26 protein-coding genes are annotated in these 26,085 nt (G+C 40.6%); 4 read left to right on the forward strand and 22 right to left on the reverse strand.

Annotated features, from left to right (window positions below; translation table 11 throughout):
• Positions 1–12: 12 nt before the first annotated feature.
• From hypA to flgH, 15 genes are all read right to left on the reverse strand, one after another.
• The gene (hypA, locus tag FZ945_RS01385; protein ID WP_103606741.1) at positions 13–354 is read right to left on the reverse strand and encodes a hydrogenase maturation nickel metallochaperone HypA; all 342 of its coding nucleotides are present in this window, start codon (positions 352–354) and stop codon (positions 13–15) included.
• The gene (gene hypE, locus FZ945_RS01390; RefSeq protein WP_103606742.1) at positions 354–1,346 is read right to left on the reverse strand and encodes a hydrogenase expression/formation protein HypE; all 993 of its coding nucleotides are present in this window, start codon (positions 1,344–1,346) and stop codon (positions 354–356) included. Before hypE ends, hypA begins: the two co-directional genes overlap by 1 nt.
• Positions 1,347–1,354: 8 nt before the next feature.
• A complete protein-coding gene (gene hypD / locus FZ945_RS01395; RefSeq protein ID WP_148801980.1) occupies positions 1,355–2,443 on the reverse strand; it encodes a hydrogenase formation protein HypD in 1,089 nt (362 codons plus the stop codon).
• Positions 2,443–2,682: a HypC/HybG/HupF family hydrogenase formation chaperone gene (locus FZ945_RS01400; RefSeq protein WP_009293878.1), complete on the reverse strand. Its 240-nt coding sequence runs from the start codon at positions 2,680–2,682 to the stop codon at positions 2,443–2,445. Before FZ945_RS01400 ends, hypD begins: the two co-directional genes overlap by 1 nt.
• On the reverse strand, positions 2,682–3,494 hold the full coding sequence (hypB, locus tag FZ945_RS01405; RefSeq protein ID WP_107792961.1) for a hydrogenase nickel incorporation protein HypB: 813 nt from the start codon (positions 3,492–3,494) through the stop codon (positions 2,682–2,684). The genes FZ945_RS01400 and hypB overlap by 1 nt, the downstream gene beginning before the upstream one ends.
• A 123-nt stretch (positions 3,495–3,617) precedes the next feature.
• The gene (locus FZ945_RS01410) at positions 3,618–4,250 is read right to left on the reverse strand and encodes a GDYXXLXY domain-containing protein (protein ID WP_148801982.1); all 633 of its coding nucleotides are present in this window, start codon (positions 4,248–4,250) and stop codon (positions 3,618–3,620) included.
• Positions 4,247–5,512, reverse strand: a complete 1,266-nt coding sequence (locus FZ945_RS01415; protein WP_148801985.1) for a DUF2157 domain-containing protein — start codon at positions 5,510–5,512, stop codon at positions 4,247–4,249. Before FZ945_RS01415 ends, FZ945_RS01410 begins: the two co-directional genes overlap by 4 nt.
• Before the next feature lie 365 nt (positions 5,513–5,877).
• Positions 5,878–6,291 carry a nickel-responsive transcriptional regulator NikR gene (gene nikR / locus FZ945_RS01420; protein ID WP_107849568.1) on the reverse strand — a complete coding sequence of 138 codons (414 nt, stop codon included), beginning with the start codon at positions 6,289–6,291 and terminating at the stop codon, positions 5,878–5,880.
• 45 nt (positions 6,292–6,336) lie between these two features.
• Positions 6,337–8,562 carry a carbamoyltransferase HypF gene (hypF, locus tag FZ945_RS01425; protein ID WP_148802031.1) on the reverse strand — a complete coding sequence of 742 codons (2,226 nt, stop codon included), beginning with the start codon at positions 8,560–8,562 and terminating at the stop codon, positions 6,337–6,339.
• The gene (locus tag FZ945_RS01430) at positions 8,546–10,018 is read right to left on the reverse strand and encodes a hypothetical protein (RefSeq protein WP_148801986.1); all 1,473 of its coding nucleotides are present in this window, start codon (positions 10,016–10,018) and stop codon (positions 8,546–8,548) included. Before FZ945_RS01430 ends, hypF begins: the two co-directional genes overlap by 17 nt.
• On the reverse strand, positions 10,015–10,557 hold the full coding sequence (locus tag FZ945_RS01435; protein WP_021093168.1) for a HyaD/HybD family hydrogenase maturation endopeptidase: 543 nt from the start codon (positions 10,555–10,557) through the stop codon (positions 10,015–10,017). The genes FZ945_RS01430 and FZ945_RS01435 overlap by 4 nt, the downstream gene beginning before the upstream one ends.
• The gene (gene cybH, locus FZ945_RS01440) at positions 10,557–11,237 is read right to left on the reverse strand and encodes a Ni/Fe-hydrogenase, b-type cytochrome subunit (protein ID WP_021085813.1); all 681 of its coding nucleotides are present in this window, start codon (positions 11,235–11,237) and stop codon (positions 10,557–10,559) included. Before cybH ends, FZ945_RS01435 begins: the two co-directional genes overlap by 1 nt.
• 9 nt (positions 11,238–11,246) lie before the next feature.
• Complete coding sequence (locus FZ945_RS01445) at positions 11,247–12,965, reverse strand: nickel-dependent hydrogenase large subunit (protein ID WP_148801988.1); 1,719 nt, start codon at positions 12,963–12,965, stop codon at positions 11,247–11,249.
• Positions 12,966–12,974: 9 nt separating this feature from the next.
• Positions 12,975–14,120, reverse strand: coding sequence for a hydrogenase small subunit (locus FZ945_RS01450; protein ID WP_103615608.1), 1,146 nt, complete (start codon positions 14,118–14,120; stop codon positions 12,975–12,977).
• Positions 14,121–14,460: 340 nt separating this feature from the next.
• Positions 14,461–15,168: a flagellar basal body L-ring protein FlgH gene (flgH, locus tag FZ945_RS01455; protein WP_012001823.1), complete on the reverse strand. Its 708-nt coding sequence runs from the start codon at positions 15,166–15,168 to the stop codon at positions 14,461–14,463.
• Between the two features lie 66 nt (positions 15,169–15,234).
• Here flgH and pta point away from each other — a divergent pair, with 66 nt between their 5' ends.
• The 4 genes from pta to FZ945_RS09725 are packed head-to-tail and all read left to right on the forward strand — an operon-like array spanning position 15,235 to position 19,371.
• The gene (pta, locus tag FZ945_RS01460) at positions 15,235–16,602 is read left to right on the forward strand and encodes a phosphate acetyltransferase (RefSeq protein WP_148801990.1); all 1,368 of its coding nucleotides are present in this window, start codon (positions 15,235–15,237) and stop codon (positions 16,600–16,602) included.
• Position 16,603: 1 nt separating this feature from the next.
• Positions 16,604–17,797 carry an acetate kinase gene (locus tag FZ945_RS01465; RefSeq protein WP_148801993.1) on the forward strand — a complete coding sequence of 398 codons (1,194 nt, stop codon included), beginning with the start codon at positions 16,604–16,606 and terminating at the stop codon, positions 17,795–17,797.
• A gap of 2 nt (positions 17,798–17,799) precedes the next feature.
• The gene (locus FZ945_RS01470; RefSeq protein WP_148801995.1) at positions 17,800–18,864 is read left to right on the forward strand and encodes a tyrosine-type recombinase/integrase; all 1,065 of its coding nucleotides are present in this window, start codon (positions 17,800–17,802) and stop codon (positions 18,862–18,864) included.
• Positions 18,865–18,885: 21 nt separating this feature from the next.
• Complete coding sequence (locus FZ945_RS09725; protein WP_187424140.1) at positions 18,886–19,371, forward strand: TM2 domain-containing protein; 486 nt, start codon at positions 18,886–18,888, stop codon at positions 19,369–19,371.
• Between the two features lie 207 nt (positions 19,372–19,578).
• Here FZ945_RS09725 and FZ945_RS01480 read toward each other — a convergent pair whose 3' ends face one another.
• The 7 genes from FZ945_RS01480 to FZ945_RS01510 all read right to left on the reverse strand — a co-directional run bounded on the left by FZ945_RS01480 (position 19,579) and on the right by FZ945_RS01510 (position 26,051).
• Entirely contained in the window at positions 19,579–20,025 is a 447-nt protein-coding gene (locus FZ945_RS01480) for a hypothetical protein (RefSeq protein WP_148801997.1), read from the reverse strand.
• Positions 20,022–21,446: a Mur ligase family protein gene (locus FZ945_RS01485; RefSeq protein WP_148801999.1), complete on the reverse strand. Its 1,425-nt coding sequence runs from the start codon at positions 21,444–21,446 to the stop codon at positions 20,022–20,024. The genes FZ945_RS01480 and FZ945_RS01485 overlap by 4 nt, the downstream gene beginning before the upstream one ends.
• On the reverse strand, positions 21,443–22,228 hold the full coding sequence (gene estV / locus FZ945_RS01490; RefSeq protein ID WP_103617730.1) for an EstV family lipase: 786 nt from the start codon (positions 22,226–22,228) through the stop codon (positions 21,443–21,445). The genes FZ945_RS01485 and estV overlap by 4 nt, the downstream gene beginning before the upstream one ends.
• A complete protein-coding gene (locus FZ945_RS01495; RefSeq protein WP_002942153.1) occupies positions 22,218–22,448 on the reverse strand; it encodes a type II toxin-antitoxin system Phd/YefM family antitoxin in 231 nt (76 codons plus the stop codon). Before FZ945_RS01495 ends, estV begins: the two co-directional genes overlap by 11 nt.
• A 64-nt stretch (positions 22,449–22,512) precedes the next feature.
• A complete protein-coding gene (locus FZ945_RS01500) occupies positions 22,513–23,553 on the reverse strand; it encodes a D-alanine--D-alanine ligase (RefSeq protein ID WP_148802001.1) in 1,041 nt (346 codons plus the stop codon).
• 12 nt (positions 23,554–23,565) lie between these two features.
• The gene (ruvA, locus tag FZ945_RS01505; RefSeq protein ID WP_148802004.1) at positions 23,566–24,120 is read right to left on the reverse strand and encodes a Holliday junction branch migration protein RuvA; all 555 of its coding nucleotides are present in this window, start codon (positions 24,118–24,120) and stop codon (positions 23,566–23,568) included.
• On the reverse strand, positions 24,120–26,051 hold the full coding sequence (locus FZ945_RS01510; RefSeq protein ID WP_148802005.1) for a flagellar assembly protein A: 1,932 nt from the start codon (positions 26,049–26,051) through the stop codon (positions 24,120–24,122). Before FZ945_RS01510 ends, ruvA begins: the two co-directional genes overlap by 1 nt.
• Positions 26,052–26,085 lie beyond the last annotated feature (34 nt).

Genomic DNA, 26,085 nt, shown 5'->3' on the forward strand with positions numbered 1-26,085 from the left:
ATGCGTAAAATTTTACTTCATCTCAAGGCGCATAAGATACATATCCTCGCCGTCAGTCACCTTTAAATTTTGACTTTTACACTTTGGGCAAGTAAAGTCATTTTCGCTAAGCTCCCCGCCAAATCCACAATCCAAACACTCTACGATAATGCCTTGTAAATTTATCACAAGCTCGGCGTTTTCGCAGATCGTGCCAGCCTTATAAACATCAAATGCACTCTCCAGATAGTGTGGCTCCACTCCGCTTAAGCGACCAACCTTTATCTCGATCTTGCTTATTTCTTTTGCGTTTTCTTTGGCGGCATTTTTCTCGCAAAGGCTGACTAAATTTTGAATGATACTAAGCTCGTGCATTAGCAGATCCTTGGTAGTAGCTCGCCCTTTGGTGGCTCGAGAAATCTTCTTGATTTATAGGCGTTTTCGATGATGACGCGCTCGTTTTTGGCTTCCATTACTTCGCCTATTATCATCGCGTTTTGATCAAATTCTCTTAAAATTTTAAGTGCCTCTTCAGCCTGACTCTCATCAACAGCCATCACAAAAGTGCCCTCATTTGCAAGCTCATAAGGCTCAAATCCAAACAGCTCACAAACACCCATCACTTCGTCTGCAACCTTGATATTTTCTTCAAAAACTAAGATGTCAAATTTGCTAAATTTAGCCCACTCGTTTAGCACCGCACTTAGTCCGCCTCTAGTCGCATCACGCATAGTCTGCGGCTTTATGCCAGCGCTAAATAGCCTTAAAGCAACCTCTTTTAGGCTTTTGCAGTCACTTTTTAGATCAAGCCCAAGCTCAAATTCTTCTCTTGCTGCTAGCACCACGCCGCCGTGTCTGCCAACATCTCCAGAGATGAGAATTTTTGCCCCTGCTTTTAAATTTTTAAGCTCCACACCCTCGCAAACTATCTCGCCGATGCCTGCTGTGTTTATGAAAATTTTATCGCATTTGCCCTTTGGTACGACCTTTGTATCGCCGCAAACTACGCTCACACCGCCCTCTTTGCAAGTTTTTGCAAGCGAGCCAAGCACCTTTTCAAGCTCTTCTATGCTAAGCCCCTCTTCGATGATGAGCGAGCAGCTTAGGTATTTTGCACTTGCTCCAACCATCGCTAGGTCGTTTATCGTGCCGCAAGCTGCGATCTTGCCGATGTCGCCGCCATTAAAAAAAATAGGAGTTACCACAAAGCTATCAGAGCTAAATGCGATCTTGCCGTTTAAATTTAGTATCGCTGAGTCGTTGCTCTGCCTTAAAATTTCGTTATCAAAAATTTTAAATATCGTCTCGTTTATAAGCGAGTTCATCTCCTCGCCGCCGCCGCCGTGGCTTAGCATTATCTTTTTCATTAAATTCCTTAACCAACTCTTGCGTATTTAAAATATGCAGCACAAGCGCCCTCGCTTGATACCATGCACGATCCTATCGGATTTTGTGGGTTGCAAACCTTGCCAAAGACCTTACAATCAGTCGGCTTTGCTAGCCCTCTTAAAATTTGCCCACAAATGCAAGCCTTGCTCTCGCCAGCGCTCTCTACGCTGCAGTCAAACTGCACTCTAGCGTCAAGGTAAGCAAACTCATCTTTTAGCTTCATGCCGCTTTGCGCTATCTCGCCAAGACCTCTCCAGACAAAGTCGCACGGCTCAAAGTACTTAGCGATGAGCTCTTTTGCCTTGAGGTTGCCCTCTTCTTTGACCGCCCTTGCATACTCGTTATAGACTTCATAAGTGCCTGCGTTTTGCTGACGGACTAAATTTAACACACTTGCCATGATATCAAGTGGCTCAAAACCGCTAATGGCGATCGGTCTTTTAAACTCATCTGCTAGCTCTTTGTAAATTTTGCTACCAGTGATGACGCTTACGTGACTTGGACCCAAAAATGCGTCTATCCTTACGTTTTCGTCGCTCATTATGGCTCTGACTGGAGCTGGGACGGTCACGTGATTTATATGAAAGTATAAATTTTTAATGCCCTCTTGCACCACTTTTTCAACTAAATTTGCGCTCATCGGCGTCGTCGTCTCAAAGCCAATGGCGAAAAATATGACCTTTTTGTCTGGATTTTGCTTAGCTATATTTAGCGCATCAAGTGGCGTGTAAAGTGCCCTTATGTCGTGTCCCTCGCCGCGAAGCTTTTGCAAGCTTGTCTTTGAGCCAGGCACTCTTAGCATATCAGCTAGCGTGCAAAAGATCACATTATCCATGCTAGCTAGCTTACAGGCCTCATCTATGCGGCTTTTTGGCATCACACAGACCGGACAGCCTGGGCCATGGACGAAATTTATATGCTCTCCAACTAAACTTGGCAGTGCAAATTTCATAATGCTATGCGTGTGACCACCGCAAATTTCCATGATATTTAGCGGTTTTACGCTCTCTTTTTGTATGAGTTTTGAAAGGGCTAGGATTAAATTTTTATCGCGAAAATCATTGATAAGATCCATCAAATTTTCCCCGCGTCCATATCCTCAGCGATCTTTTGATAGACCTCCAAACTCTCAAGCGCAAACTGCGTGTCGATCTTTTGCATGGCGTATCCAACGTGGATTAGCACGTATTCGCCAACTTTTACCTCTTCAGAGATGAGATCTAGGCTTACCTTTCTAGTAACGCCCAGAGTCTCGACGGTAGCAACGTTATTTTCATCTATTTCTATTACTTTTGAAGGGATCGAAAGACACATTATCTTAGCTCTTTTTTAAATTCCAAATAACTTATCCACTTATCGATGCCCTCGCCTGTTTTGCTATCTATCACAAAGATATCGACCTTTGGATTTAGCTTTCTAGCGTCGTTTTTAACTCGCTCGATATCAAAGTCAAAGTGCGGCGCAAGCGAAGCTTTTGTGATTAAAAGCACGTCAGCAGCCCTAAACATCACTGGATATTTGCTAACCTTATCATCGCCCTCTGGCACTGAAAGAAGCACAGCGTTAAAGTGTGAGCCAACGTCGTAGCTTGCAGGACAGACTAAATTTCCAACATTTTCTATAAAGACTAGATCAAGCTCATTTAGTGGCAGGTGATGAAGTCCCTCATGCACCATAAATGCGTCCAAGTGGCAGGTCTGACCTGTGCTTATCTGATGAGCTTTTGCGCCAGCTTTTACTATGCGGTCGGCGTCTTGATTTGTCTCTAAATCACCCTCGACAACGCCTATTTTAAATTTGCCAGCCTTTATCGTAGCTTCTAAAAGCGTAGTTTTGCCAGCGCCTGGACTACTCATCAAATTTACACAAAGTATCTTTTTCTCATCAAGATGCGCTCTGTTGTGAGCGGCCTCTTTGTCGTTTTCAGATAGAATTTTCTCTATCACGTCTATGGTTTTGCTCTCGTTTAGCACAGGGTGCGCGTGAGCCTCGTGGCTATGCTCGTGAGCGTCATGAGCGTGCTCTGTATGCCCATCGTGAGTGTGTGGGTGTGAGTGAGTGGTGCCATCAGCGTGAGTGTGAGTGTGGGCGTGATTACCCATTGAACAACCGCAATCTTTACACATTTTATTATCCTTTTTTATTAATTTTCAGAGATTTTAACGCTTAAATTTAAAAATAAAATTAAAATTTAAGGGCATTTTATGCAAATGAGATAAATTAACCCGTTTTTTAATCATCCTTTAAATTTACCTTTGATCTTGCAAGCGAACTGGCTCTTCAAAGCTCTCGTTATCATCTACGTAGTTATTTTCTTCTAAATTTTCATCATTATTTCTTTTTTTGCCATTTGGTGTGATGATGATATCTTTTATCCTTGCCCTACCATCATCCATCACCATCAAAACAGCAACAGCATCCACATCTTGATCCATCATCTCTCGCTCAGTCTGCTTTGCCTTTTTAGTTGGCATATAAAACTCTTCGATGCCATATTTTACAAATAAATATCCATCAAATTTGCCAGCTAAGAAAAGAGCGTCTTTTGGCTTAGTAAAGCTAAATTTATCAAAAGCGTAAGTAGCATTAGCATCTTGCTTTAAAATGGCGTAAATTTCATCATTTTTTGAGATATTTCTATCATATATATATATCTCAACGCCAGTTTTTTCATCAAATTTAGACTGCTGTAAATTTGAAAAATCTGAAAAATCATAGCTCAAGCTCACGTAGTTTCCGCGAAAGAGATCCCTTGGATCGTAAAGTTTTACCCTCACTTTTACCTCTTTTCCAAGATAAAGTGGCATGAGCGCGTATGCAAGCATCGCAATTATTAGTAAAATTTGAAAAATTATGGCTAGTATTAGTGATCTTATCTTCATTTTTTGCCTCCTTTTTTAGCAGCGACTGCGAGCACGACGAAGGCAAAGACGATAAATAGCGCCGTAGCCCCCAAATAATCGCCTATTAGCTCAAAGTATCTAACCACCGCAACTAAGAATATCATGCATAGTCCAAGCGTTAGCTCGCCATTTTTGATAAGCACGGCTGCGACGATGATGTTTGCTAGCGAGAAGAAGATATTTGCATATCCAACGCCTAAGCTAAAGACAAATGGCAAAGCAAAGAGTATCAAGCCAAGAAGCAAGCCGCTTTTGTTTTTCTCTTTGAAAAATAGCGCAATGCTAGCGATGCTAAATACGGCAAAAACCTTGCCAAAACTGCTATAAAAAAATGCTTTTGCAAACCAAAATTTATCTTCTTCTAGCTCGTAGATATCGCCATTTGCATAAGCTATCAGGCAAACGATCAAGATAATGATGCCAAGATACTTGCCAAAGCCTTTTACAAGGTGCGCTAGCCTATCTCTAAAGCCAGCTAACGTGCTAAAGAGTGCGACAAGTAAAAGCGCGTATGAGAGCGATAAAGTAGCAGCCATCGGCGCTCTAAACATAAGATCATCATAGCCATAAAATTCGTTAAACCCACTGATCCTAGCGCAAAGCGAAACGATGTAGAAAAATATATCTGCTAGAAGCACAATCGCAAGAAATACTGAGTCGCTTTTATAAAGTGTGTAGGCACCAAGTGCTATAAAGACGATAAATTCATAAGCAAACTCGCCGCCCATGCCCTTTAAAACAAACCAAATCGTCGCAAAAACGAGACTTTGAGCCACTAGCAAGGCCTTTTTGCTAGCAAAAGAGAGCGCAAACGCTCCAATGCTCCAGAGCAAAACTCCGCCACTTGGCTCGTCGCTAATATTATAAATTTGAGCGATAAGCGCTATGGCTGCGCCGTAGCAGAAATTTCCCAAAAAGAGCGTAGCCGTGCCAAGCTTGTCTTTGCCTTTTTTGAGATAATAAACTCCACCAAAATTTAAAAGAGCAAGCACTCCAAAGATGATGACAAGGCGCCCCATCCTTGGTATCTCCTCCCAGTAAGCTCCAACTAGCGTAAAAAATGCCAGCGCGAAAAAGAGATAAGCAACCAACTTTAAGATAAAGCTAGTCTTTTCGCTATGAGCGTTTAGATCTATTTCATATAAATTTGCTATCTTTAAAGCAGTGGCCTTATCGACCACATCCTCTTTTTGCCAGCGATCTAGCTCTTTGGCCAGAAAATTTCTATTGTAAAAATTCATCTTTCATTCTCTTTAAATGACATTTTTTTGTGGCTAATAATAGCATACAAGCGCCAAAAATGCCAGAACAAAAATAAAGCAAAAAGAGAGAAACTTAAAAAGCCAAAAAAGAACTTGGGCGGGCTTTTGCAAATTTAGCTTTAGCCAAAGCCCAAGCAAAAAACGGTCATCAAACTATTTTTACCAAAAAGATACATGGCATGCGCAAAAAAATGCAACAAAACCCTGCTATAAATTTGCAAAAATGGATCACAAAAACTGCTAAAAAACTAACAAAAAGACAAAATAAGACAAGCTCCGCAGCCAAGAGCACTGCTAGCTATTTACAAAAATCCTAAATTTAACAGCCAAAAAAAGCTTTTAGCTTAAAATTTAGGCACAGCAGCCTTTGTAAGTTTAGAAAACTTAACACCCTTTAAGCCAGCAATCCTATCAGCAAAGCGCTCTATCTTCTCCGCTTCGCCCCTTATAGAGATCGTTTCTAAGCAGTTGTGGTGATCGACATGAACGTGATTTGTGCAGATGATCTTCACATCAGAGTCATGCTCGATATCCATTTTTTTATTCACCAAATCGTTGTGATGATGCACATAAATGAGCGTCAAAACCCCAATCAACTCCTCGTTAGCGTCCTTCCAGCTGTCGCTTACGATCTTTTCACGGATCAAATCCCTTGTAAATTCACTCCTAGAAGCGTAGCCTTGTTCGCTAACTTTTCTATCTAGTTCGTCTAGTAATTGACTAGGCAAAGAAACACTAAAACGTATAACACTATCCATTTTTTGCTCCTTTCTCGTTTGATTACCGTTTATAATCATTATACATCACTTATTAGAAAATGTGGATAAATAATAATAAATTTGCCCTAAATTTACGTTAGAATCGTTACTGCAGAATTTCTTATTGATATAAAATTTCAAATTTAATTTAGTAAATTTTTTGTAAATAAGCTCAAGCAAAGTCTTATTTTGAAAAACTCCACCACTTAGCAAAATATCTTTTTTCTCACTTTTAGAAATTTCAAAAATGATATCAGCCATGCCATTTATAAATGCCGTTGCAGCAACTCTTGGCTCATCTTTTAAGGCACTTTTAAAGGCATCTTTAAAGCCGATAACTCCGTCATTTAGGCTAAATTTATAACACGCATCTAAATTTTTATCATAAAGCGCCTCAAGCCTCATACCGCTTTCGCCCTCAAAGCTTGAGTGAGAAATGCCACATATTATCGCACCAAACGCGTCAAATATCCTACCAACCGAGCTAGTTTTTACTAAATTTAACCCCTTTTGCTCCATCATCTTGAAATTTCTAAGCACCTTTTCATCGAAATTTACTAAAAATTTACGCCCCTCGTCTTCAAGCTGATACTTCAAAATAATAGAATAAGCGATGAGATAGATATTTTTTATGCTATTTTCGCCGCCAAATAAGCTAAATTCATCAAAGTGATAAACTCTCTCGTAACTCTTTTTATCTAGCCTAAAGACCTCGCCACCCCAAATTTTGCCGTCTTCTCCGTATCCAGTGCCGTCAAAACAAAAGCCAAGATACTCTTTGTCTGGCAAATCATTTTCAAAGATCACACTTAGCAAATGCGCGTAGTGATGCTGCAGATGAACTAGCTCAAAGCCCTGATCTTTTGCCCATTTTGTATTTAAAAAATTTGGATGAAGATCGGCTATGACCTTGTCTATTTTTAGATCATAAGTCGTTTCAAAAAGGGTGAAAATATCCTTAAACCTATCAAAAGTCGCAACATTTTTTAGATCGCCGATATATGGACTAACCATCAAAAGTCCGTCTTTGTAGATGCAAAATGAGCTTTTTAACTCCGCTCCAAGGGCTAAAAATGTCCCTTTTTGCTTAAAATTTGTATGGATGAAATTTGGATTTAACCCACGACTTGTCCTTGTAAAAATTGTCTCATCACCAACGCAAAATGCGATACTATCGTCGCTTGGTGAGTAAATTTCTCGGTCGTGATCAAGATAAAAGTCTATGACGTCACCTAGTTTCTCCCTTAGCTCGCTCTCGTCCTTTATCACAACCTCACCTGAGATGTTTGCGCTAGTTGCGATAATGTCGTGTTCTAAGTGGTCAAATAGCAAAAGATGTATGCCGCTAAATGCAAGCATGACACCAAGCTTGTTTAAATTTGGAGCGACGCTTTTTGCGATATTTGAGCCATTTTTTGCTTCAAGCAAGACGATAGGCTTTAAATTTGAGCTAAGAAGCTTTGCCTCCGCCTCTGAAATTTGCGCTATCTCTCTAGCGTTTTGTAAATTTTTACTCATAAGCGCAAATGGCTTGCTTGGGCGGTGCTTTCTAGCTCTTAGCTCGCAAACTGTTGCTTCATTTGTCGCATCGCAAACCAGATGAAAGCCACCAAGCCCCTTAATGGCTAAAATTTTGCCCTCGTTTATGAGCTTAGCCGCCTCTTTGGCTGCTTCGTTTTTACTAGCCAAAACTTTGCCAAATTTATCTTTTAGATAGAGCTTTGGCCCGCAGTTTGGGCAAGAGATCGGCTCTGCGTGGTAGCGACGATTAAGCGGATCTTTGTACTCGCTCTCGCAAAATTTACACATCTTAAACTCATTCATCGTCGTATTTACCCTGTCATAGGGCAAGGCTTTGATGATGGAAAATCTCGGCCCGCAGTTGGTGCAGTTTATAAATGGATATTTGTAGCGTGAGTTTGTGGGGTCATAAAACTCGCGCAAGCAGTCATCGCAAAGTGCGTAATCAGGCAAGATAGGCGCTTGTTTGGTCGCTGATTTTGAGGCGATTATCTCAAGCTTTTCATAAATTTTATCTATCTTAAATTTATGCAGTTCATCGATCCTAGCAAGGGCTGGTAGCGAGCTAAAAAGCTCCTTTTCAAAAGCCAAAAAGCTGGCCTCTTCGCCGCTAAAATTTAGCTTCACGCCCTCATCATCGTTGTAAATTTCGCCAACTAGGGCAAATTTATGCGCCAAAGTATAGACAAAAGGTCTAAAGCCAACGCCTTGAACTAAGCCTTTGATCTCATATCTAAAGCTTGATTTCAATGCCAAATCCGGGGTCAAAATTTGTTTTTATATTTGGGTTTAGGTGCTTTTTTATCAAGTTGCTAACTACCTTATTGTAAAATAAATCCCCGCTCAAAGTAACATTTTTAATGTTAAATTTATCTCGTTTTTCATAGCTAAAATCGCTCAAAAAATGTGCCAAAGACTCGGTGCAACCAAAGCTGATATTCTTCTCTCCAGCGCCAGCAAGGATAAATGAAATAATACTTTTTACAAACTTAACCCCGTCTAAACCAAAGTCATCTTTCATCTTATAATCGATCCTAACGCCTTTTTGACCGCTAAAATCGCTTGCCATAAGAAGCAAATTCTCCCCTGCTTTTTTAAAGTCACTACTTGTGCCAAGCAAGTGTCCAGCTATGCAAAATAGCGAGAAAAAGCTAGCGTTTGAGCTAAATTTACCACTCGGCAGGGCGCGCTCTTTACTGAAGTTTTCAAGTAGCCTTTCGCCACCCTCCTCAGCCCTTATAAACTCATAAATTTCTTCAAAGCTACTAAATTTAGGCAAAAAGAGAAGCTGCGTTTTGCTTGATTTTGAAAGCAGGCAAATTTCATCATCGCTAAATTTGCTAAATTTAAGCCCCAAAGCCACCTCGCCAAAATAGCTAAGCTCAAATTCCTCATCTTTTGTGTAAAAAAATGGGCTTAAAAGTGCGCTATTTTCAAGTAAAGCAAGCCTTGAAAGAGCGTTTTTTTGCTCCTTTACAGAAACGCTTAAAAAGCTAAAGCTCTCTTTATTTAGCTGTTCGCAAAGGGCGTAAATAAAAAGGTCATTTGGCGCCATCATGTCAAAAAATAGCGGTGCGCCCTTGTGATTTTGCCTATAAATGGCTGTCGTTTTTAGTGCCAAAAGTGGCTTTTCAAAGCTAGCAAGCGCGATCTGCGCCCTATCACCAGCTATAAAAATTTTTGGTAGCTGCTTTAAATTTGTAGGTATCAAGAAATTTGCATCAAATTTTACCCCAAGAGAAATTTCATATAAATTTTCATCTTGCTCTATGCAAACGCTCTTACCATTTTTTAGTAAATTTAGGCAGGTTTTTAGCTTTTCATTAAAATTATCAAGCGTTATCTCACCATCAAATTTACTCAAAGCAAGCGTGCCACTTTCATTTAAAATAGCCTTGCCATTAGCCAAAAATGCCGCCGCTTGAGATGGGCTAAGCGTGCCAAATTTTACCTCTTTAATCTCACCTGCCGCGTCAAGCTCATTTGCTGTATCAACCTCGCTATGCTTTATATAAAGGCTATAAGGCAAAATGGCGCTAGCTCTGTCTGCTATGGCGCTAAGCTCCTTGGCAAAGCCACTTACTTTTAGGCAAATTTGATCATCTTTGCAGCTTATAGAGTGCAAAAGATCTTTAGCCAATACACGTAAAAATGGCGCCAAAAAGGCTGGGTCTTTAAAACAGTCAAATTTAAAAGCAAGTATCATTTTAAACCTTTTTTGGCGTAGTCATCGAGGGTGTCGTTTAGGGTGAAATTTGCCACCTTTTCGCACTTAAAATCAAGCTCTTTTAAGTGTTCAAGTAGCGTTTTTTCTAGGATGTTAGAAGCTTTTATCACTTCATCTGAGAGGCTAAAATTTGATGATTCTATGCGGCTTGGCACGATGCCTAAGATTTTGGTTGTCGGTCTGTCGCCTGCAAGCTCCATTAGATGAAGGGTTTGAAGCATCTCGATCTCGTGAGCCGAGCCGTCCCAGCTGATAAAATTTGGTACGTTTAGAAAGTCGAAAAAATAAACATCGCCCACGCTTGCGCCATTTGCGCTAATGCAATCAACGACGATAAGATAGTCAAATTCGCTTATTATGTGAGTTAGAGCGAGGGCTAAAGTGCCCCCGTCCATTAGAGTAAGTTCGTTTTTAGAGCTTGTAAATTTATAGTTTTTAGCCATCAAATTTACAAAATGAACACCTATGCCCTCATCAGCAAACATAACGTTGCCGATGCCAAGAACTAGCACTCTCATCAGTGTTCTTTTACAAATTTATAGCCGCTAACGATGGCGTCCATCGCTCCATTTTTGCCTTTAACGGCGTTAAATATCGCCATATAAACGTGAATTGGCACAAATATCATGATGATCCACATGCAAATTCTATGTATCGTTCTAACATTTGCTAGTCCGCCCATAAGCTCTTCAAAGTATCTCGCTGGCTCATATATCGCTCCGCCAAGCCCATTGTGATAAACGTGAGCGTAAAGCACTAGGCCAGTTAGGCAGATGAGCGCTAAGATGACGTAAAAGAAAAAGTATGAGGCAAACTGCAATGGGTTATAAACGCCCCTTAAATGCGGGTGCGGTCCCATAAAGATGTAGTACTTTATCTGCGCTATCCAAACTTTTGGACTTAAAAAATCAAGCACGCTCATCCACTCTTTTTTGCTGTGTTTATCAAAGACAAATAGATAGAATTTAAAGATAAATACAGCTATTAGCACAAAGCCAGCGACCTGGTGCGCCAAACGCCACTTTGCTTGCATGAAATTTGTAGGCTCGCTTGTGATCTCTGGACTCATAAAGACATAAGAGATGTAGTAGCCGCTCACAACCAAAAGCGTGATAGCTATAAATCTAATCCAGTGTGTCAGCCTAACGCCGATGGAGAATTCGTATTCGCTGATCCTGTCAGGATTTTTATGTGACATCTTTTCTCCTTACAAATTTGGATTTATCTTATAAGTACTCAAATCATTTCCCTTCGTGTCCATAACATGCACGGCACACGCGATGCAAGGATCGTAAGAGTGAATTTTTCGTATTATCTCAAGTGGTTTTGAAAGATCAGCGATCTTTAAGCCTATCAAGCACGCCTCGTAACTTCCCATTTGACCTTTGGCGTCTTTTGGAGAGGCGTTCCAAGTGCTTGGCACGACTGCTTGCCAGTTTGAGATGACACCATCTTTTATGCGGCACCAGTGGCTTAGCGCGCCTCTTGGAGCGTTACCTTGAAAATTTCCTTTATATTCTTTTTTGTTATCTATTACATATTTTGTGCAAGTCTCTTGATCTGTCTTTAAATTTTCGATCAAGGCATTAAATGCGTCCATTGTGTGCTCTGCGACCACTTTTGCCTCAAGCATACGAGCAGCGGTTCTGCCTAGAGTTGAAAAGACTGCACTTAGTGGCAAGCCACTCTTTGCTAAAAACTCATCAACTACCTTTTTAACTCTCTCGTTGCCTTTAGCGTAGTTTATGACGATGCTTGCGATCGGTCCTACTTGCATAGGCATGCCATCATATCTTGGTGCTTTGATCCAGCTATATTTGCCCTTTGTGTCAAAAAGCTTGCTGTGAGCTAGCTTGCCCTCGCCGTCTATGCTCTCGCCATCAACAAGGCCTGTGTAGTTTGCCTCTGTCTCGCCGTCGTATGGATGAAGCGCTTTGTCATTTTTATACCAAGATCTTGTAGCCTCTTCTGTAATTTTATTTTCGTCGATATCATAAACCTTGCTAATATCACCATTTAAGATGATGCCACCTTTAAATAGATGGTCATTTTTGCCGATCAAAAACTCATCGTAGCAGAATAAATTTGATACGCCAACGTCGTTTAGAACGCTTGGCTCGTTTGCATAAGCCTTAGCAGCCATCAAAATATCTGGATAGTAAGCTCTATCTACAAATTCTTTGATCTCGGCAAATTTACTCATATATTCGCCCATTCTAGCTGGATCCATAAGATCCATCACGCAGGTCACGCCACCAACTGTTAGGCTTTGTGGGTGTGGGTTTTTCGCGCCAAAGATAGCCATCATCTGGGCTGCTGTTCTTTGAATTCTAAGACACTCTAAGTAGTGAGAGAGGACGATTAAATTTTGCTCAGGAGTAAATTTATATGTGCTATGTCCCCAGTATGCGTTGGCAAATGGTCCAAGGTTGCCCTTTTTAACAAAGGCTTCAACCCTCTCTTTTACCTCTTTTAGTTTATCAGCTCCCGTGGCAAATGGCGTGCTTGTGTATTTAAACGCCTCTTCGCTAGCCTTATGCACGTCTGCGCTTAGTGCAGAGACGACATCTGCCCAGTCCATGCCGTGAAGCTGATAAAAGTGCACGATGTGATCATGAAGATATAAAGCTGCGTTCATAAGCGTTCTAGTTAGCTCAGCATTTAGCGGAGGCTTGATACCAAGGGCGTCCTCAACTGCGACTATGCCTGCTCGGTAGTGCGAGTATGTGCAAACGCCGCAAATTCTTTGCATGAAAAAGCCAGCATCTCTTGGGTCTCTGTTTTTTACTATCTGCTCTAAGCCTCTCCAAAGAGTTGAGCCAGAGTACGCCTCTTTGACAACGTTGTTTTCATCGACTACGACTTCTATTCTTAAGTGCCCTTCGATACGTGTTATAGGGTCTATTACTATTCTTTTTTCACTCATTTTTTCGCCTTATTCTTTATCTTTACTCATACAAGCTAGTGCAGCGTGAGCCGCTATGCCAACACCAGCAAGTGCTAAAATTCCAATGCCTATTTTATCACTTACATTATCAGCGCCAAGCCCCAAAACAGTGTCAAATAGCCTATCAGCCATCGGCTCTTCAAACGGCCCCATCGTATCCCAGAAGTCTGGCTCTGAGCAGCCTATACAGCCGTGACCTGCTTGAACTGGCCATGATGTGTGTTGATTAAATCTCTCGCGCGAGCAGTTATTAAATGTATATGGGCCTTTACAGCCTACTTTGTATAAGCAGTAGCCATTTTTTGCGCCCTCGTCGCCAAAGCTTTGGACAAACTCGCCTGCATCAAAGTGTCCGCGTCTCTCGCAAAGATCGTGAATTCTTAAGCCATAAGCCCATTTTGGTCTGTTATAAACATCAAGTGCAGGCAAAGTGCCAAATAGCAAAAAGTGAAGCACGTTGCCAACGATGTTCTTCTCGCTTGGAGGACAGCCTGGCACGTTTATGACTGGCTTATCAGTCACCTTTGAAAGGCCGACTGAATTTGTTGGATTTGGCTTAGCTGCTTGGATACCGCCAAAGCTAGAACAGGTGCCAATGGCAAAAATAGCAGCAGCGTTAGCAGAGGCATTTACGGCGTGAGTTTTGCCTGTTGTGCCGTGAGGTCCGACTGTTAAAAAGTGCTCAGTAGCTCCCGTTGGCACGCCACCTTCAACTAGCAGGATGTATCTGCCCTTATATTTTTCTATCGCATGCTCTAAATTTTCTTCAGCTTGCCAGCCAGCAGCCGCCATGATAGTTTCGTGGTATTCAAGGCTTATGTAGTCAAATATAAGGCTATCTATGCTTGGAGCGTCAGTTCTTAGCAAGCCCTCGCTACAGCCAGTGCATTCTGCCATGTGAAGCCATATCACTGGGAGCCTATCGCTTAGCTCAGCAGCGCGAGCAACCATCGGCGTCATCGCACTTGGCAATGCCATAAAGGCTGTCATCGCGCCAGCCCACTTCATAAAATCACGCCTAGTAAAGCCCTTATCTTTTAAAAGCTGCGCAATACTAGTGTCATTTTTCATCTTAGGCAATGCACTAAGTTCGCTTAAGCGTCTATCTATCTTTTGACGCAAGTCATTATTCATATAAGCTCCTTCGTTAGAAATTTGTTTTATATGTATAGTATCTTTGTTTTAAAAAGAGTAAAATTATTTTATGATATTAGTAGTTATGTTTAAATAAATTTTAAAATAAAATTTTAAATGCCTTAAAATCAATAATCTTAAAATATGTTAAAAAATAATATTTAGTGAGAATTTATCCTATTTTGAGAAATGATATGGCAAAAATTCTATTTTTCTGAAAGTAAATATCAATTAAATTTTTAATAATTTTATAAATAATTTAGTATTTTTAAGAAGAGTGAAATTTAAGGTATAAATTATAAAAGCCTAAATGGGTTAAATTTAGGCTTTTAAATTTGTATTAAAATGGCCAGATAGCCTCCATAAGTCTTGTGCCCCAAGGTTTTTTGGTAGATTTGTCTAGCTCGCCCTCAGTTTTATACAAAATTTTGGCATCAGCTATGTATTTTGAGTCGATTTCGTTGTTTTGCGAGATGTCGTAAGGTCTGATGACGCCACTTACTTGCATGATCTGCTTTTCGCCGTTGATAAGTAGCTCGCGGCTGCCTTCGATGAAGTAGTTGCCGTTATTTAGGATCTTGATGATCCTAGCTGAGATGGTCGCGGTAAATTTCTCGCTTCTGTTGCTCGTGCCACTACCTGTAAATTTATTGCCGCCACCTGCTTTAAAGCCGATGTCGCCGTATTTGTTTAGATTATCAGCCACGGTTGAGAGCGGTGCAGCTCCAGCTGTAAAAACGCCGCCACCAAGCGAAATGGTGCTATCTTTGTTGGTGCTTTTGCTGCCACTTGAAATTTGACTTGCATTTTCTGAGATGACGATGGTTACGATGTCATTTACATTCATCGCCTTTCTATCTGAAAATAGCGGGTTGTCGCCCTTGCCAAAGAGGCTACCTGCGTTGCTTTGACCGCTACCACTATCTTTTGAAGGGAGTTGCTCGACATAAACTGGAGGTTTCATATTGATGTGAGGATCTGCACTTGGGGTGCAACCTGTGTAAAAAATGCCCGCAAATGTGACGAGCCATATCTTTTTATAGTTCATAAAATGCCTTAAAATAAGTATCTTTGTGCTAAGATTAAGCAATTTAAGTTCCCAAAAAGGTCACAAATGAAAAGTTGTTACATTTTTTCAGACAAAAATCTAGCATATTTGCAGGAAATTATAGCTACAAAATTCAAAAAAGTTGAGATCTTTAAGATAACTCCAGACGAAAATGACAAAAAGAATCTAATAAATTTAAATGAAAAGGAGTTTTTTTTAAAATTTATAGATAAATTTGAAGAGTTAAAGGCCAAGAGCGACTTCGTCATAGTCGTTGGCTGTGAGGGCTTTAGCGTCTTTGGCAAGAGCGAGCTAAATTTAAAGCTAGCTAGAAATTTAAACGCTCCAATCTTTGATGAAAACGCAAACGAGCTAAGGACACTAAATTTAAACTCAAAGCTTCTAATAACTGATAAATTTGATGAAATTTTAAACTATGAGCACGACATCATCACGCCATTTAAATTTCAAAGCTTACTTCTAAAAAGAGCCAAAGCGGCAAACAAAACAGTCGTTTTGCCAGAGAGTGATGATGAGAGAATTTTAAAAGCAGCCCACATCGTGCTAGAAAAAGGTGCTGCAAATATCATTTTGCTAGGGCTTGAGAGCGAAATTTCAAAAAAGGCAGCCACTTTGGGGCTAAATTTAAGCAAAGCAAAGGTGCTAAACCCAGCACAAAACGAGCTGAGCGAAGAGTTTGCAAAGAAAATTTATGAGCTAAGAAAGCACAAAGGCGTCGATGAAGCCAAGGCAAATGCGCTTGCAAAAGATAAAATTTACTTTGCCACGATGCTAATACATGAAAGCATAGCAGACGCACTTGTAAGTGGCGCTACGATGAGCACGGCTGATACTATCCGCCCAGCTCTTCAGATCATAAAAACAAAGCCAAATGTAAGCGTGGTAAGCGGGGCATTTTTCATGGCGCTTGAAGAAGAAATTTTACTCTTTGCAGACTGCGCCGTCACACCAAATCCAAGTGCAGATGAGCTAGCTAGCATCACGCTAAGTAGCGCTCAAACAGCAAGTGCCTTTGGTCTTAGCCCAAAGATCGCCATGCTAAGCTACTCTACGGCTGATAGTGGCAGCGGGGCTGATGTGGAGTTTGTAAAAGAGGCTGCCAAAAAGGCGAGCGAGCTTGATGAGAATTTAAAAATAGCTGCGCCCATTCAGTTTGACGCGGCGGTTGATCTAAGTGTGGCTAGCAAAAAGATGCCAAATTCCGATGTCGCTGGGCAGGCAAATGTATTTATATTTCCAAATTTAAACTGCGGAAACATCTGCTACAAGGCAGTTCAGCGAAGTGCAAACGCCCTAGCAGTGGGGCCGATACTTCAAGGGCTAAAAAAGCCAGTAAATGACCTAAGCCGCGGCTGCCTCGTCGAGGACGTGGTCAATACCATCTTAATAAGCGCGATACAAGCAGGAGAGTGATATGAGAATTTTAGTTTTAAACTCAGGTAGCAGCTCGATAAAATTTCAGCTTTTTGAAATGCAGACAAAAACAAGCCTAGCAAGCGGTCTGGTTGAGCAGATCGGCAGCAACAGCTCAAGAGCGGCGCTAAAGGCAAATGGCGAAGTTTATGAGATAAAACGCTTTATAAAAGACCACCACGACGGACTTGAGGCGATGAACGAGCTATTTGTCACTTCAAACACCTTGCACGATCTAAGTGAGCTTGACGGCATAGGACACAGGATAGTGCATGGTGGCGAGAGCTTTTTTAGCTCGATGATCGTTGATGAAAGTGTCATTAAAAAGATCGAGGAGATAAGCCCTCTTGCCCCACTTCACAACCCAGGCCACCTTGCTGGCATAAAAAATGCTATGAAAGAGAGCAAAAATGTCCCTCACGTGGTCGTTTTTGACACGGTTTTTCATCAAAGCATGCCAGAGTACGCCTACCGATATGCCCTACCTTACGACGTTTGCAAAACTCATCACATCAGAAAATACGGCTTTCACGGCACATCGCACAGATATGTCTGCAAGCAAGCAGCAAAAATGCTTGGCATTGAGTTTGATAAATTTAACGCTATCTCACTTCATCTAGGCAACGGCGCCTCAGCTTGTGCGGTGCAAAATGGCAAAAGTATCGACACCTCGATGGGTCTTAGCCCGCTTGAAGGGCTCATAATGGGCACAAGAAGCGGCGATATGGACCCAGCTGTGGTTATCTATCTGCTAAATATCGGCGTTTTAAAGTGGAACGAGATCGATAACTTTTTAAACAAAAAGAGCGGACTTTTTGGAATTTGTGGCTCAAGTGACATGAGAGATGTCGTGGCAAAGATGCAAAACGACGAGCGAGCAAAGCTTGCCTTTGATATGTTTTGCTACCGAGTGAAAAAATACATCGGCTCATACTACGCCATTTTAGGGCGTGTTGATGCGCTCATATTTACTGGCGGCATCGGTGAAAATGCGCCAAATACAAGGCAAAAAATTTGTGATGATCTAAAGCATCTTGGTATCCACATCAATCACGAGCTAAATTTCTCTGACAAGCGAGGCGAGAGGTGCATAGATGAAGAAGGTGCAAAGATAAAAACGCTCATCATACCAACCAACGAAGAGCTAGAGATCGCTATAGAGACAGCCAGAGTGATAAAAGAGAGAACTCTTTAAGTATGAAATTTCCACTTGACTGCAAAGATAGTTTTGAGAGCTCATTTATATTTTGGCTAACTCGCTATGTCAAATTTAAACTTAGCTCGCTTTCAAACAAGGAGCTAAGAGACCCAAAAGCGCTTGCAAGTGTAAATTTCGCCCTAAGCCGTGAGATAAAAAACATAGAGCAGCTTGATGGCCTTGTAAAAAGCGCAAGAAATGCAGGACTAACTGGTATAAATACCTACTTTAACCCGCTTAAAAAGATATATGAGACGATGAAATTTTATGAGCTTAGCAGCCTAAAGCAGATCGATGAAGAGCTGCTAAGTGAAATTCTAGCTAGCACAACTGGCGGACTAAGTGATGCGAGCAAGAAAAACTATAGAATTTCAGTGATAAATTTCTTTGCCTTTTTAGACAAACAAAACGAAGAGGACGGCAAGGCTCATGTTTTTGATATAAATTTAAAAAACTGGGGCGGCGTTAGTGGCAACAAAGGGCAAAAGCTGCCTGAGTTTATGGGCGAAGAGGAGGTCAAGAAATTTCTTGAAGCGATCGAGGAGAGTGACTTTAAGCAAAACTCAAACCGCAATAAGCTCATCATCAAGGTCATTATCTTTACTGGCATCCGTGTGAGCGAGGCGCTAAATTTAAAGAGAAAAGATATCACCGAAGATGGCGATCTTTTTATCATTAGAATTCGTGGCAAAGGCAACAAATACCGCATCGTAATGATAAAGCGCCACCTAATCGAAGCTCATCTAAACGCAATCGCCATAAACTACATAAACAAAGAGGGCTATCTTTTTATAAATAAAAAAGGCACAAGGCTCACGCAGGCTTATGTTAGCCGTATCGTGGAGCAAATTTTGTTTAAAGCTGGCATCAGAAAAGAGAAAAACGGCGCTCACATGCTGCGCCACACCTTTGCAACTATGCTTTATAAAAAGCAAAAAGACCTCGTGCTAGTGCAAGAAGCCCTTGGGCATGCGAGCCTAAATACCTCGCGAATTTACACGCACTTTGATAGTGACAAGCTAAAACTTGCTGCCAAAGTGGCTGAAGACTTGGCTGGCGAGTAAAATTTACAAAAAAGAGAGAAAATGAACGCAAGTTCTGTTATAGCAATGTTACAAGATAAGCTGCCAAAAAATCATGCTCAGCTAAAAACATTAGAAGACAAGCTCAACTCTTTTGATGAAACAAAAATAAATGATCTGGTTTCAAAAATCCCACAGCTTAACTTAAAATCACCTGCGATTGTCTTTTGGGTGGGTAGCTTCATCTTTGGAGTGCTTGGCGTAAATCGCTTTATGATAGGACAAACTGTCCTTGGTCTAGCAAAGCTTGCTCTTTTTATTTTATATATAGTTTTTATTTTCTTATTTTCTAAGGTAATAATTTCTGTGGACGAATGGATAACCCCTGAAGAAATGCTATATTTAATGGATTTGGCTAAAACATATTCTAAGATTATCAACATTTTTGAAATTATTATAATCATCTGGTGGGTCATAGATCTTTTTATCACTGACAAGAGCGTAAGAAAGCAAAATTTAGAAAAGATATCAAAGGCGATAGACGAGTGAAAATTTATCATGAAGAAAGCAGTAAAATTTTCGTTTTTATGCTTGTTTGACTAATCGTTAGAGCAAAGCTAAATTTGCGGTAGATGTTCGCAACGCAAAATAGCTTTGCTCTAGCATTCAAGTAAATTTATCGATTAAATTTATTGCAAATAGATCAATTTCTATGCCACGAAAAATTAGTTTAAATTTAATCTCGCAAGCTCAAATTTACTTTTTAGCTGGCTCTTCGGCTTCGATAGTTTTATTCGCTTCTTGCTCTTTAAACTCTTCAAAAAGCTCGTCATATCTAGCTTTGGCGTTTTCATAGACGCCAGATGGCAAGGTGATATTTAGATCGTCCTTTAGGCTTATGACGTCATCGCAGGCGTTTTGATAACCAAGGTCGCAGCTTTTCATAAAATAACTCACTCCAAGCTCGATATTTGAGTGCTTTTTTAGATCATTATCCATCTGCTCGTTTATCTCTTCATTTACAAACATATCGCCCAAAGCCTCGCAAGAAAGCACGTCTTTTTGCTCGCAACCATCGTAAAAAATTTCATACGCAGTTGCGTAGTCTCCGGCATTTCTAGCCTCGTTGCCCCTGTCGTAGTCATCGATGTCAAAGCCCGAGGCTAAGCTTAAAATTAGAGTTAAAAAAACTATCTTTTTCATATAAAACTCGGTGCATCGTTTGAAAATAGTATAAGATCGCCAGCGTGCGTGTTTTGGGCTAAAATTTCTTGCATTTTATTCTTGTCCTTTAGGATGATGATCTTTGGTTTTACGATGTGTTTTAGCAAAATTTGGGCATTTAGCGAGCTTGTGATAATGACAAGGTCAAAAATTTCATTTATCACCTTGGCTAAATTTGCATTTTGCTCTGCATCGCTCTCGACGATACCAGGCGTTAGTAGTACTTTTCTACCAGCGTAGGTGCTTACAAGCTCGTAGCTTGCACTCATGCCTGAGAAATTTCCATTAAAGCTATCGTCAATTATCAGCTTACCACCAGCCTTGATCTTGCTTAGGCGGTGCTCGACGTTTTTCATCTTAGATAGCGCACTATTTATCGCCTCATCGCTCATTTTTAGGTATCTTGCTACCTTGATGCAAACGGCTAAATTTGTAGCGTTAAATTTGCCAAGAAGCGGCGAAGCGTAGTTTTTGCCATCAAGCGTAAATGAAATTCCATCTAAATTTGCATTTATATCTTTTAAATTTTCATCGTAAATTTCCACATTTTCGCTTGCCTCTTTTTTTGTCGAGCTATGTAAAAATGCCCTTTGCAAACGCTCGCTTTGCAGTGCTTCAAGCTTAGTAGCTCGGATATTATCAAGCGTTTTAAAATACTCTATGTGCTGCGCGCCGATCTCGCCAACGATGACGATTTGTGGATTTAGAAATTTAGTGATCTCTAGGATGTCGCCCTTTAGCCTAGCGCCTGCTTCTGCGATGTAAATTTGCGTTTGCTCGCTTAAGTTTTCATTGATATCTTTGATGATGCCAGCCATTGTATTTACGCTGCGAGGCGTTTTATAGCAGGCAAAGCTATCTTTTAAAATTTCAAATAAGAAATTTTTGATGCTCGTTTTGCCATAGCTTGCGGTGATCAAAATGATCTTTAGCTCTTTGTTTGCGTCAAGTTTTTTAAGCGCCTTGTTTTTAAAGCCTTGAAATTTGATCTTTTCTAAAATATCACTAAAAAATAGGCTCACGACCAAGACAAAAAGTGGCATCGGAGCCAAAAATGCTTTGTGGATGATGAAATTTAAAGCGTAGTTTAAGATGATGGCACAAGTAAGGATGGCAAAAAAGTGCTTGATCCTGCCAGTAAAGACTAGCTTTTTATCAAGTTTTTTATGCCACAGATAAAGAGCTGGCAAAAGCGCAAAGTAAAAATAGATAAAAAACCACTTGCCAGTCGTGTAAAATAGCACCAAAGGCACGATAAAGAAAAAGACGTGCCAAGCGGGCTTTGTGAAGTGAAAGAGCACGCGCTCAGGCCTATAAGAAAACCACTGAAAGCAAGTGATCACATAAAAAGCAAGCGCAAAGATAAATAAAACTGTGCTTATACTTAAAAATATACTCATCTTATCTCCTCGATCCCGCTCTCATCGTCATCTAGCACGACATTTTTTGCTTCATTTGGCTCAAAATTTATCCCTTTTTCTATCTCGTCACTTATAAATTTAGCGTGGAGCAAAAAGAAAAAGTGATCGCCGCTAAGCGGGAAAAATGAGCTATTTTTGATAAGTCTATCTATGCTCTCGCCACTTGTTACAGGCGTTGCCTTGTCATTTTCACCCCAAAATATAAATGCCCTGCCCCCAAAGTCAGCAAAATGCTTTGTAAAGTCCTCATCAACGACGTTTTTTAGGGTTTCATACATCACTCTGCTCATGCCACTCACATCTTTTGTGGCAAAGAGTTTGTAAAATTTGCCAAAGCCAAATATCTTTAAAATTTTAAAAATTGCTATCTTTGCTCGCACGATAAATGGCTTTTTGACGACTATACCAGCTGAGCTTAAAAGCACTAGATATGGCGGTTTTAGAAGTGTTGCGACCTTGCCGCCAAAGCTATGTCCTGCGATGATGTCTGGTTTTATGCCAAGCTCATCACAGAAATTTGCAACGATCTTTGCGTAGTCGCTTGTTCTTAAAGGCTTAAAAATGGAGCTTTTGCCAAAGCCTGGCATGTCGATATAGACGTGGCAAAAGTCATTTAGATAATGCCCAAAAGCCTTTTTCATTATCTCTTTGTTTGCGCCCCAGCCGTGCAAGAAAAGCACTACTTTTTTGCATTTTGGATTTACAACTTCGTAGCTGATCTCGTACTCGTCTGAGCCGTATTTGACTGCCCTACTCGCCATCGTTTTCTCTCTTTTTAGCAGCGTAAATGCTCTCAAGCACACTTACAGCTTCGCAAAGGCGCTCGTACTCCTCCATATTTAAAAGGACTGCTTCAAATTTATTGTTTTTAACGATGACAGCGCGCTTTAGCTCGCTAGCTCCCACACGTGAAAGCACTGAGCTAAAATTTCTAACCACCTCGGTTGCTGTATAAATTTCATCTTTTGTAAAAGTTACCATTGTCGCTCTTTATGTAAAATTTTACGTAAAATATCACAAACTACTTTATATATCGCTAAATAAACTAGAGCTTGCCGCTACCTTTTACCGAAGTGATAGAGTTTATAAATTTATAATCAATCTTTATCTCACGCTCTTTTGGAAGTGAGTTTGCAAGGGCGTTTAGCGTGCTCTCAAAGTCCTCAAATAGATAGTTCGCAAGGCTTCCTGGATTTGGGTTGATCTCGTTTAGGTAGACCTCGTCATCTATCACGAAAAAGTCGCATCTAATGATCGCTCCGTCAAATCCACAATCATAAATTTTAGAAAAGTTAAATTTAAGCTTTTGTTTTAGCTCTTCTGAAATTTCCGCCTCTTTTACCTTGTTTTCATTTGAAAAACTTAGATATTTTTGCTCGTAGTCAAGAAATTCTTTCTTTTTTGGCTCTTCGACGATAGAAAATTTGATCTTTCCATCGATCTTGCAGCCTGCAAGGTTATACTCTTTGACGCCTTTTATAAAGGGCTCTACCAAAACATCTTTGTCAAATTCAAACGCAACGTCTTTTGCGTAGGCAAGCTCGCTATCATCATGCACGACGCTCACGCCGATGCTGCTGCCTAGCCTTGCTGGCTTTAATATAATAGGATAGTGAAATTTTGGCTCACTTTGACGAGTTAGCATCTCATAGTCAAGCGCCTTTACGCCAGCCTTTTGCGCTAGAAATTTAGTAAGCTCTTTGTTGTAGCTAAGCACGCTTGCTTCAAGCCTTGGACCTATGTATTTGACCCCGTAAAAGTCAAAAAGTGCCGCTATCTTGCCATCTTCGCCGTCCATGCCATGGATCAAATTTATAACCACATCGCAATCAAGCCTATTTATACCAAAAAGCGAGTGTGTATAAAAGCCGCCTTTAGATAAAAATAGTTTTTTTGAGTTTTTGTATTTGCCAGAGCTAAAGAAATTTGCCCTCATATTTTTCTCTTCGATCAGATAAAAGCCTCTGTCTGCGTCACAAAATATAAATTTTAGCCCCTGTTTTAGGACGTTTTTTAAAACTATCGCGCTTACTATGCTTATCTCATGCTCAAAACTTTTTGCCCCAAATATCACGCCTAAATTCATCTTTTTTTATCCTTATCCTAGTTTTTTAAGTGCCTCTTTTATAAGATCGCTCGTGTTTTCACTCTTACAATCAGGCAAAATTTTCACTATCTTCTCACGCTTAAAGCCAAGCGCCTCAAGTGCCAAAAGCGCGTCATTTTGGTAGCTTGGCACGCTCTCGTCGCTTATAAGTTTAGCGTCACTTAGCTCGGCTATTATGCGCCTAGCTGTCTTTGGTCCGATGCCTGGCACGCTTTTAAAAGTGTCTGCGTCGCCGCTTATTATGGCATTTGTAAATGCCTGCGAGCTAAGGCTTGAGCAAACCGCCATCGCTGTGCTAGCTCCGATGCCATTTAGCTTTATAAGCATCTCAAACATCTTTTGCTCATTTGCGTCTAAAAAGCCGTAGAGTAAATTCGCGTCCTCTCTTATGATCTGCGTTATAGCAAGCTCGGTTTTTTCGCCTTTGCTAAGTTTTGCTGAGCAAAAAAGCGAGATGAAAATTCCATAACTTACGCCGCTATTTGTCTTAAGTATCACAAATGCAGGGTCTTTTTTTGTAACGACGCCTTCGATTGCTTTTATCATCATTTAACCTTTTGTTCCATGAAATTTATATCCGCGTAGTCTTCAAGTTTGTTTGACTTTTTGATCTTGTATTCGACCTCGCCGCCGTTGTCAAATTTATCAAGCGTGATGACGTGAGCAGTCTCGTTTTGTTTTGAGACGTATGTGACGTTTTGTGGGGGATCTACGATGACAAATCTTATCTCATTTAGCTCGATCCAGTTGCCTCTGTTTATCACTTTGGCTGAGAATATGCCATTTTGCATCATCTCAAGCTCATCTTTTAGATCAGAAAGCAGTTCTTTTTTCTCTTTGAAAATTCTAAGTAAGGTGTTGTACTCATTAACGAGCCCTTGATACTCTTTTAGCTTTTTTATAAATGTAACTGGCGGTATCACTTTGGCCTTTGATAGCTCTTCGATCTTAGCTTTTATCGTGTAGATCGAGTCTTTGTTCTCGTTGATGACATTTTTCTTGCTCTCTATATTTTTAAGAAGTGTTGAGAGTTCAAGCTTGGTGCTCTCTATCTTGCTTAACTGATCTTGCGTAGCCTCCGCACTTTCTGGCATCTTGCTAGCGTCAATGATAAATTTATTATCAGTGCCTTTTAGATATCTAACGTCGATTAGGTGCGAGGCTGTGATGGTGCAGTTTGAGCCAAGCGTGTCTATCTGGATGTTTTGAGCCGTTATCGAGCCGCCAACTACGCTATTTATCTTCACTCTTTTTGCTATGACAGTGCCACCTTCTAGCCTATCTATCTCGACGCTTTCAGCCTCAACCTTGCCGATGTGGATAGAAATTTTGGCGTGTTTGGCATAAATTTTAGCCTTTTGGTGCGTTTGACCGCCGATATTTACATCATTTGCCTTGACCATCGCATTTGCGCCGACATTACCCTTTACTTCGATCTCATCAGCCTCAACGATGATGCCGGTGCCGATAGCATCTTTTATCGTGTCAGTCTCACGAACTACTAATGTGACGTTTGTGTCGGTGCCTGCTTGGATAGAACCAGTCGTTTTAAAATTTGCTTCATTTATCTCTATGCGCTCTTCGATGTCAAAAGAGCCGTTTTTCTCGACCACGTAGCCTGCTTTTTTAGCGATGTATTTTATGCTCTCGTCGTTTTCTACGCGCTCGATATTTTCGCTTATACTTATCTCTTTTTCGCTCTCTTCTTTTGGCTTTGCAACCTCTATAAGCTTACCTCTTACGTCGCGTCCATTTGCGCCCTCGTGTGACTTTTTCTCCTCCATTATCACTTCATCTTTTGCCACGCCAAAGACAAAGCCCCTATCAGCGTAATCAACCTTATCTTCTTCTTTTATATCATCAAGCTTATCTTTGTAGTAGTAGATGATCTTTGCATTAATCGCCTTTTTAGGGTTGATGCCCTGGGTTAAATTTAGCGTGTAGTCCTTGTCAAGCTCACCTTTTACGTGGATGATCGAGGCGATTTGCTTTAATTCTTCTTTTAGCTTGCCGATCCTTATGCCTATTAAAATTTGAGCCTTCATAAGCTGTTTTGCGATGTATTCAAAAAGCTTATCTTCGTAGTGTTGTTCGTATTCGCACTCTTTGCTCGCCCTAACCTTTGCGATGACCTTTGTTATGGTTGAATTTACGCCAATGTCTATCTTTGGCAACTTTGGCGTGGCATTTAGCCTAACGTCAAAAAACTCCACGTCATAGACCTGCTCGATCTCTAGCGTCTCGTCAAGATAAAATGTGTTGTCATCAAAAAAGCTTAAATTTTCTTCAGGGACAAAAACTGGCTCGACGTTATCTTTATTTTTGTAGTAAGTTAAGATATTTGAGAGTTTAAAGTCTATAAATTCTACCGGCACGCTGTATTGTTTGCTTAGCTCTTTAAGCGATAGATAAGGCGTTGAAGTTTGAATTTGCGTTGGTGGTAAAAATCTCTCGTTTTCTTGCACGTTCTCGCTCAAATTTGATCCATTTCACATAAAATTTTGGCTCTTA

It is taken from the genome of Campylobacter concisus (assembly GCF_902460535.1).
GTDB classification, from domain to species: Bacteria; Campylobacterota; Campylobacteria; order Campylobacterales; family Campylobacteraceae; genus Campylobacter_A; species Campylobacter_A concisus_AS.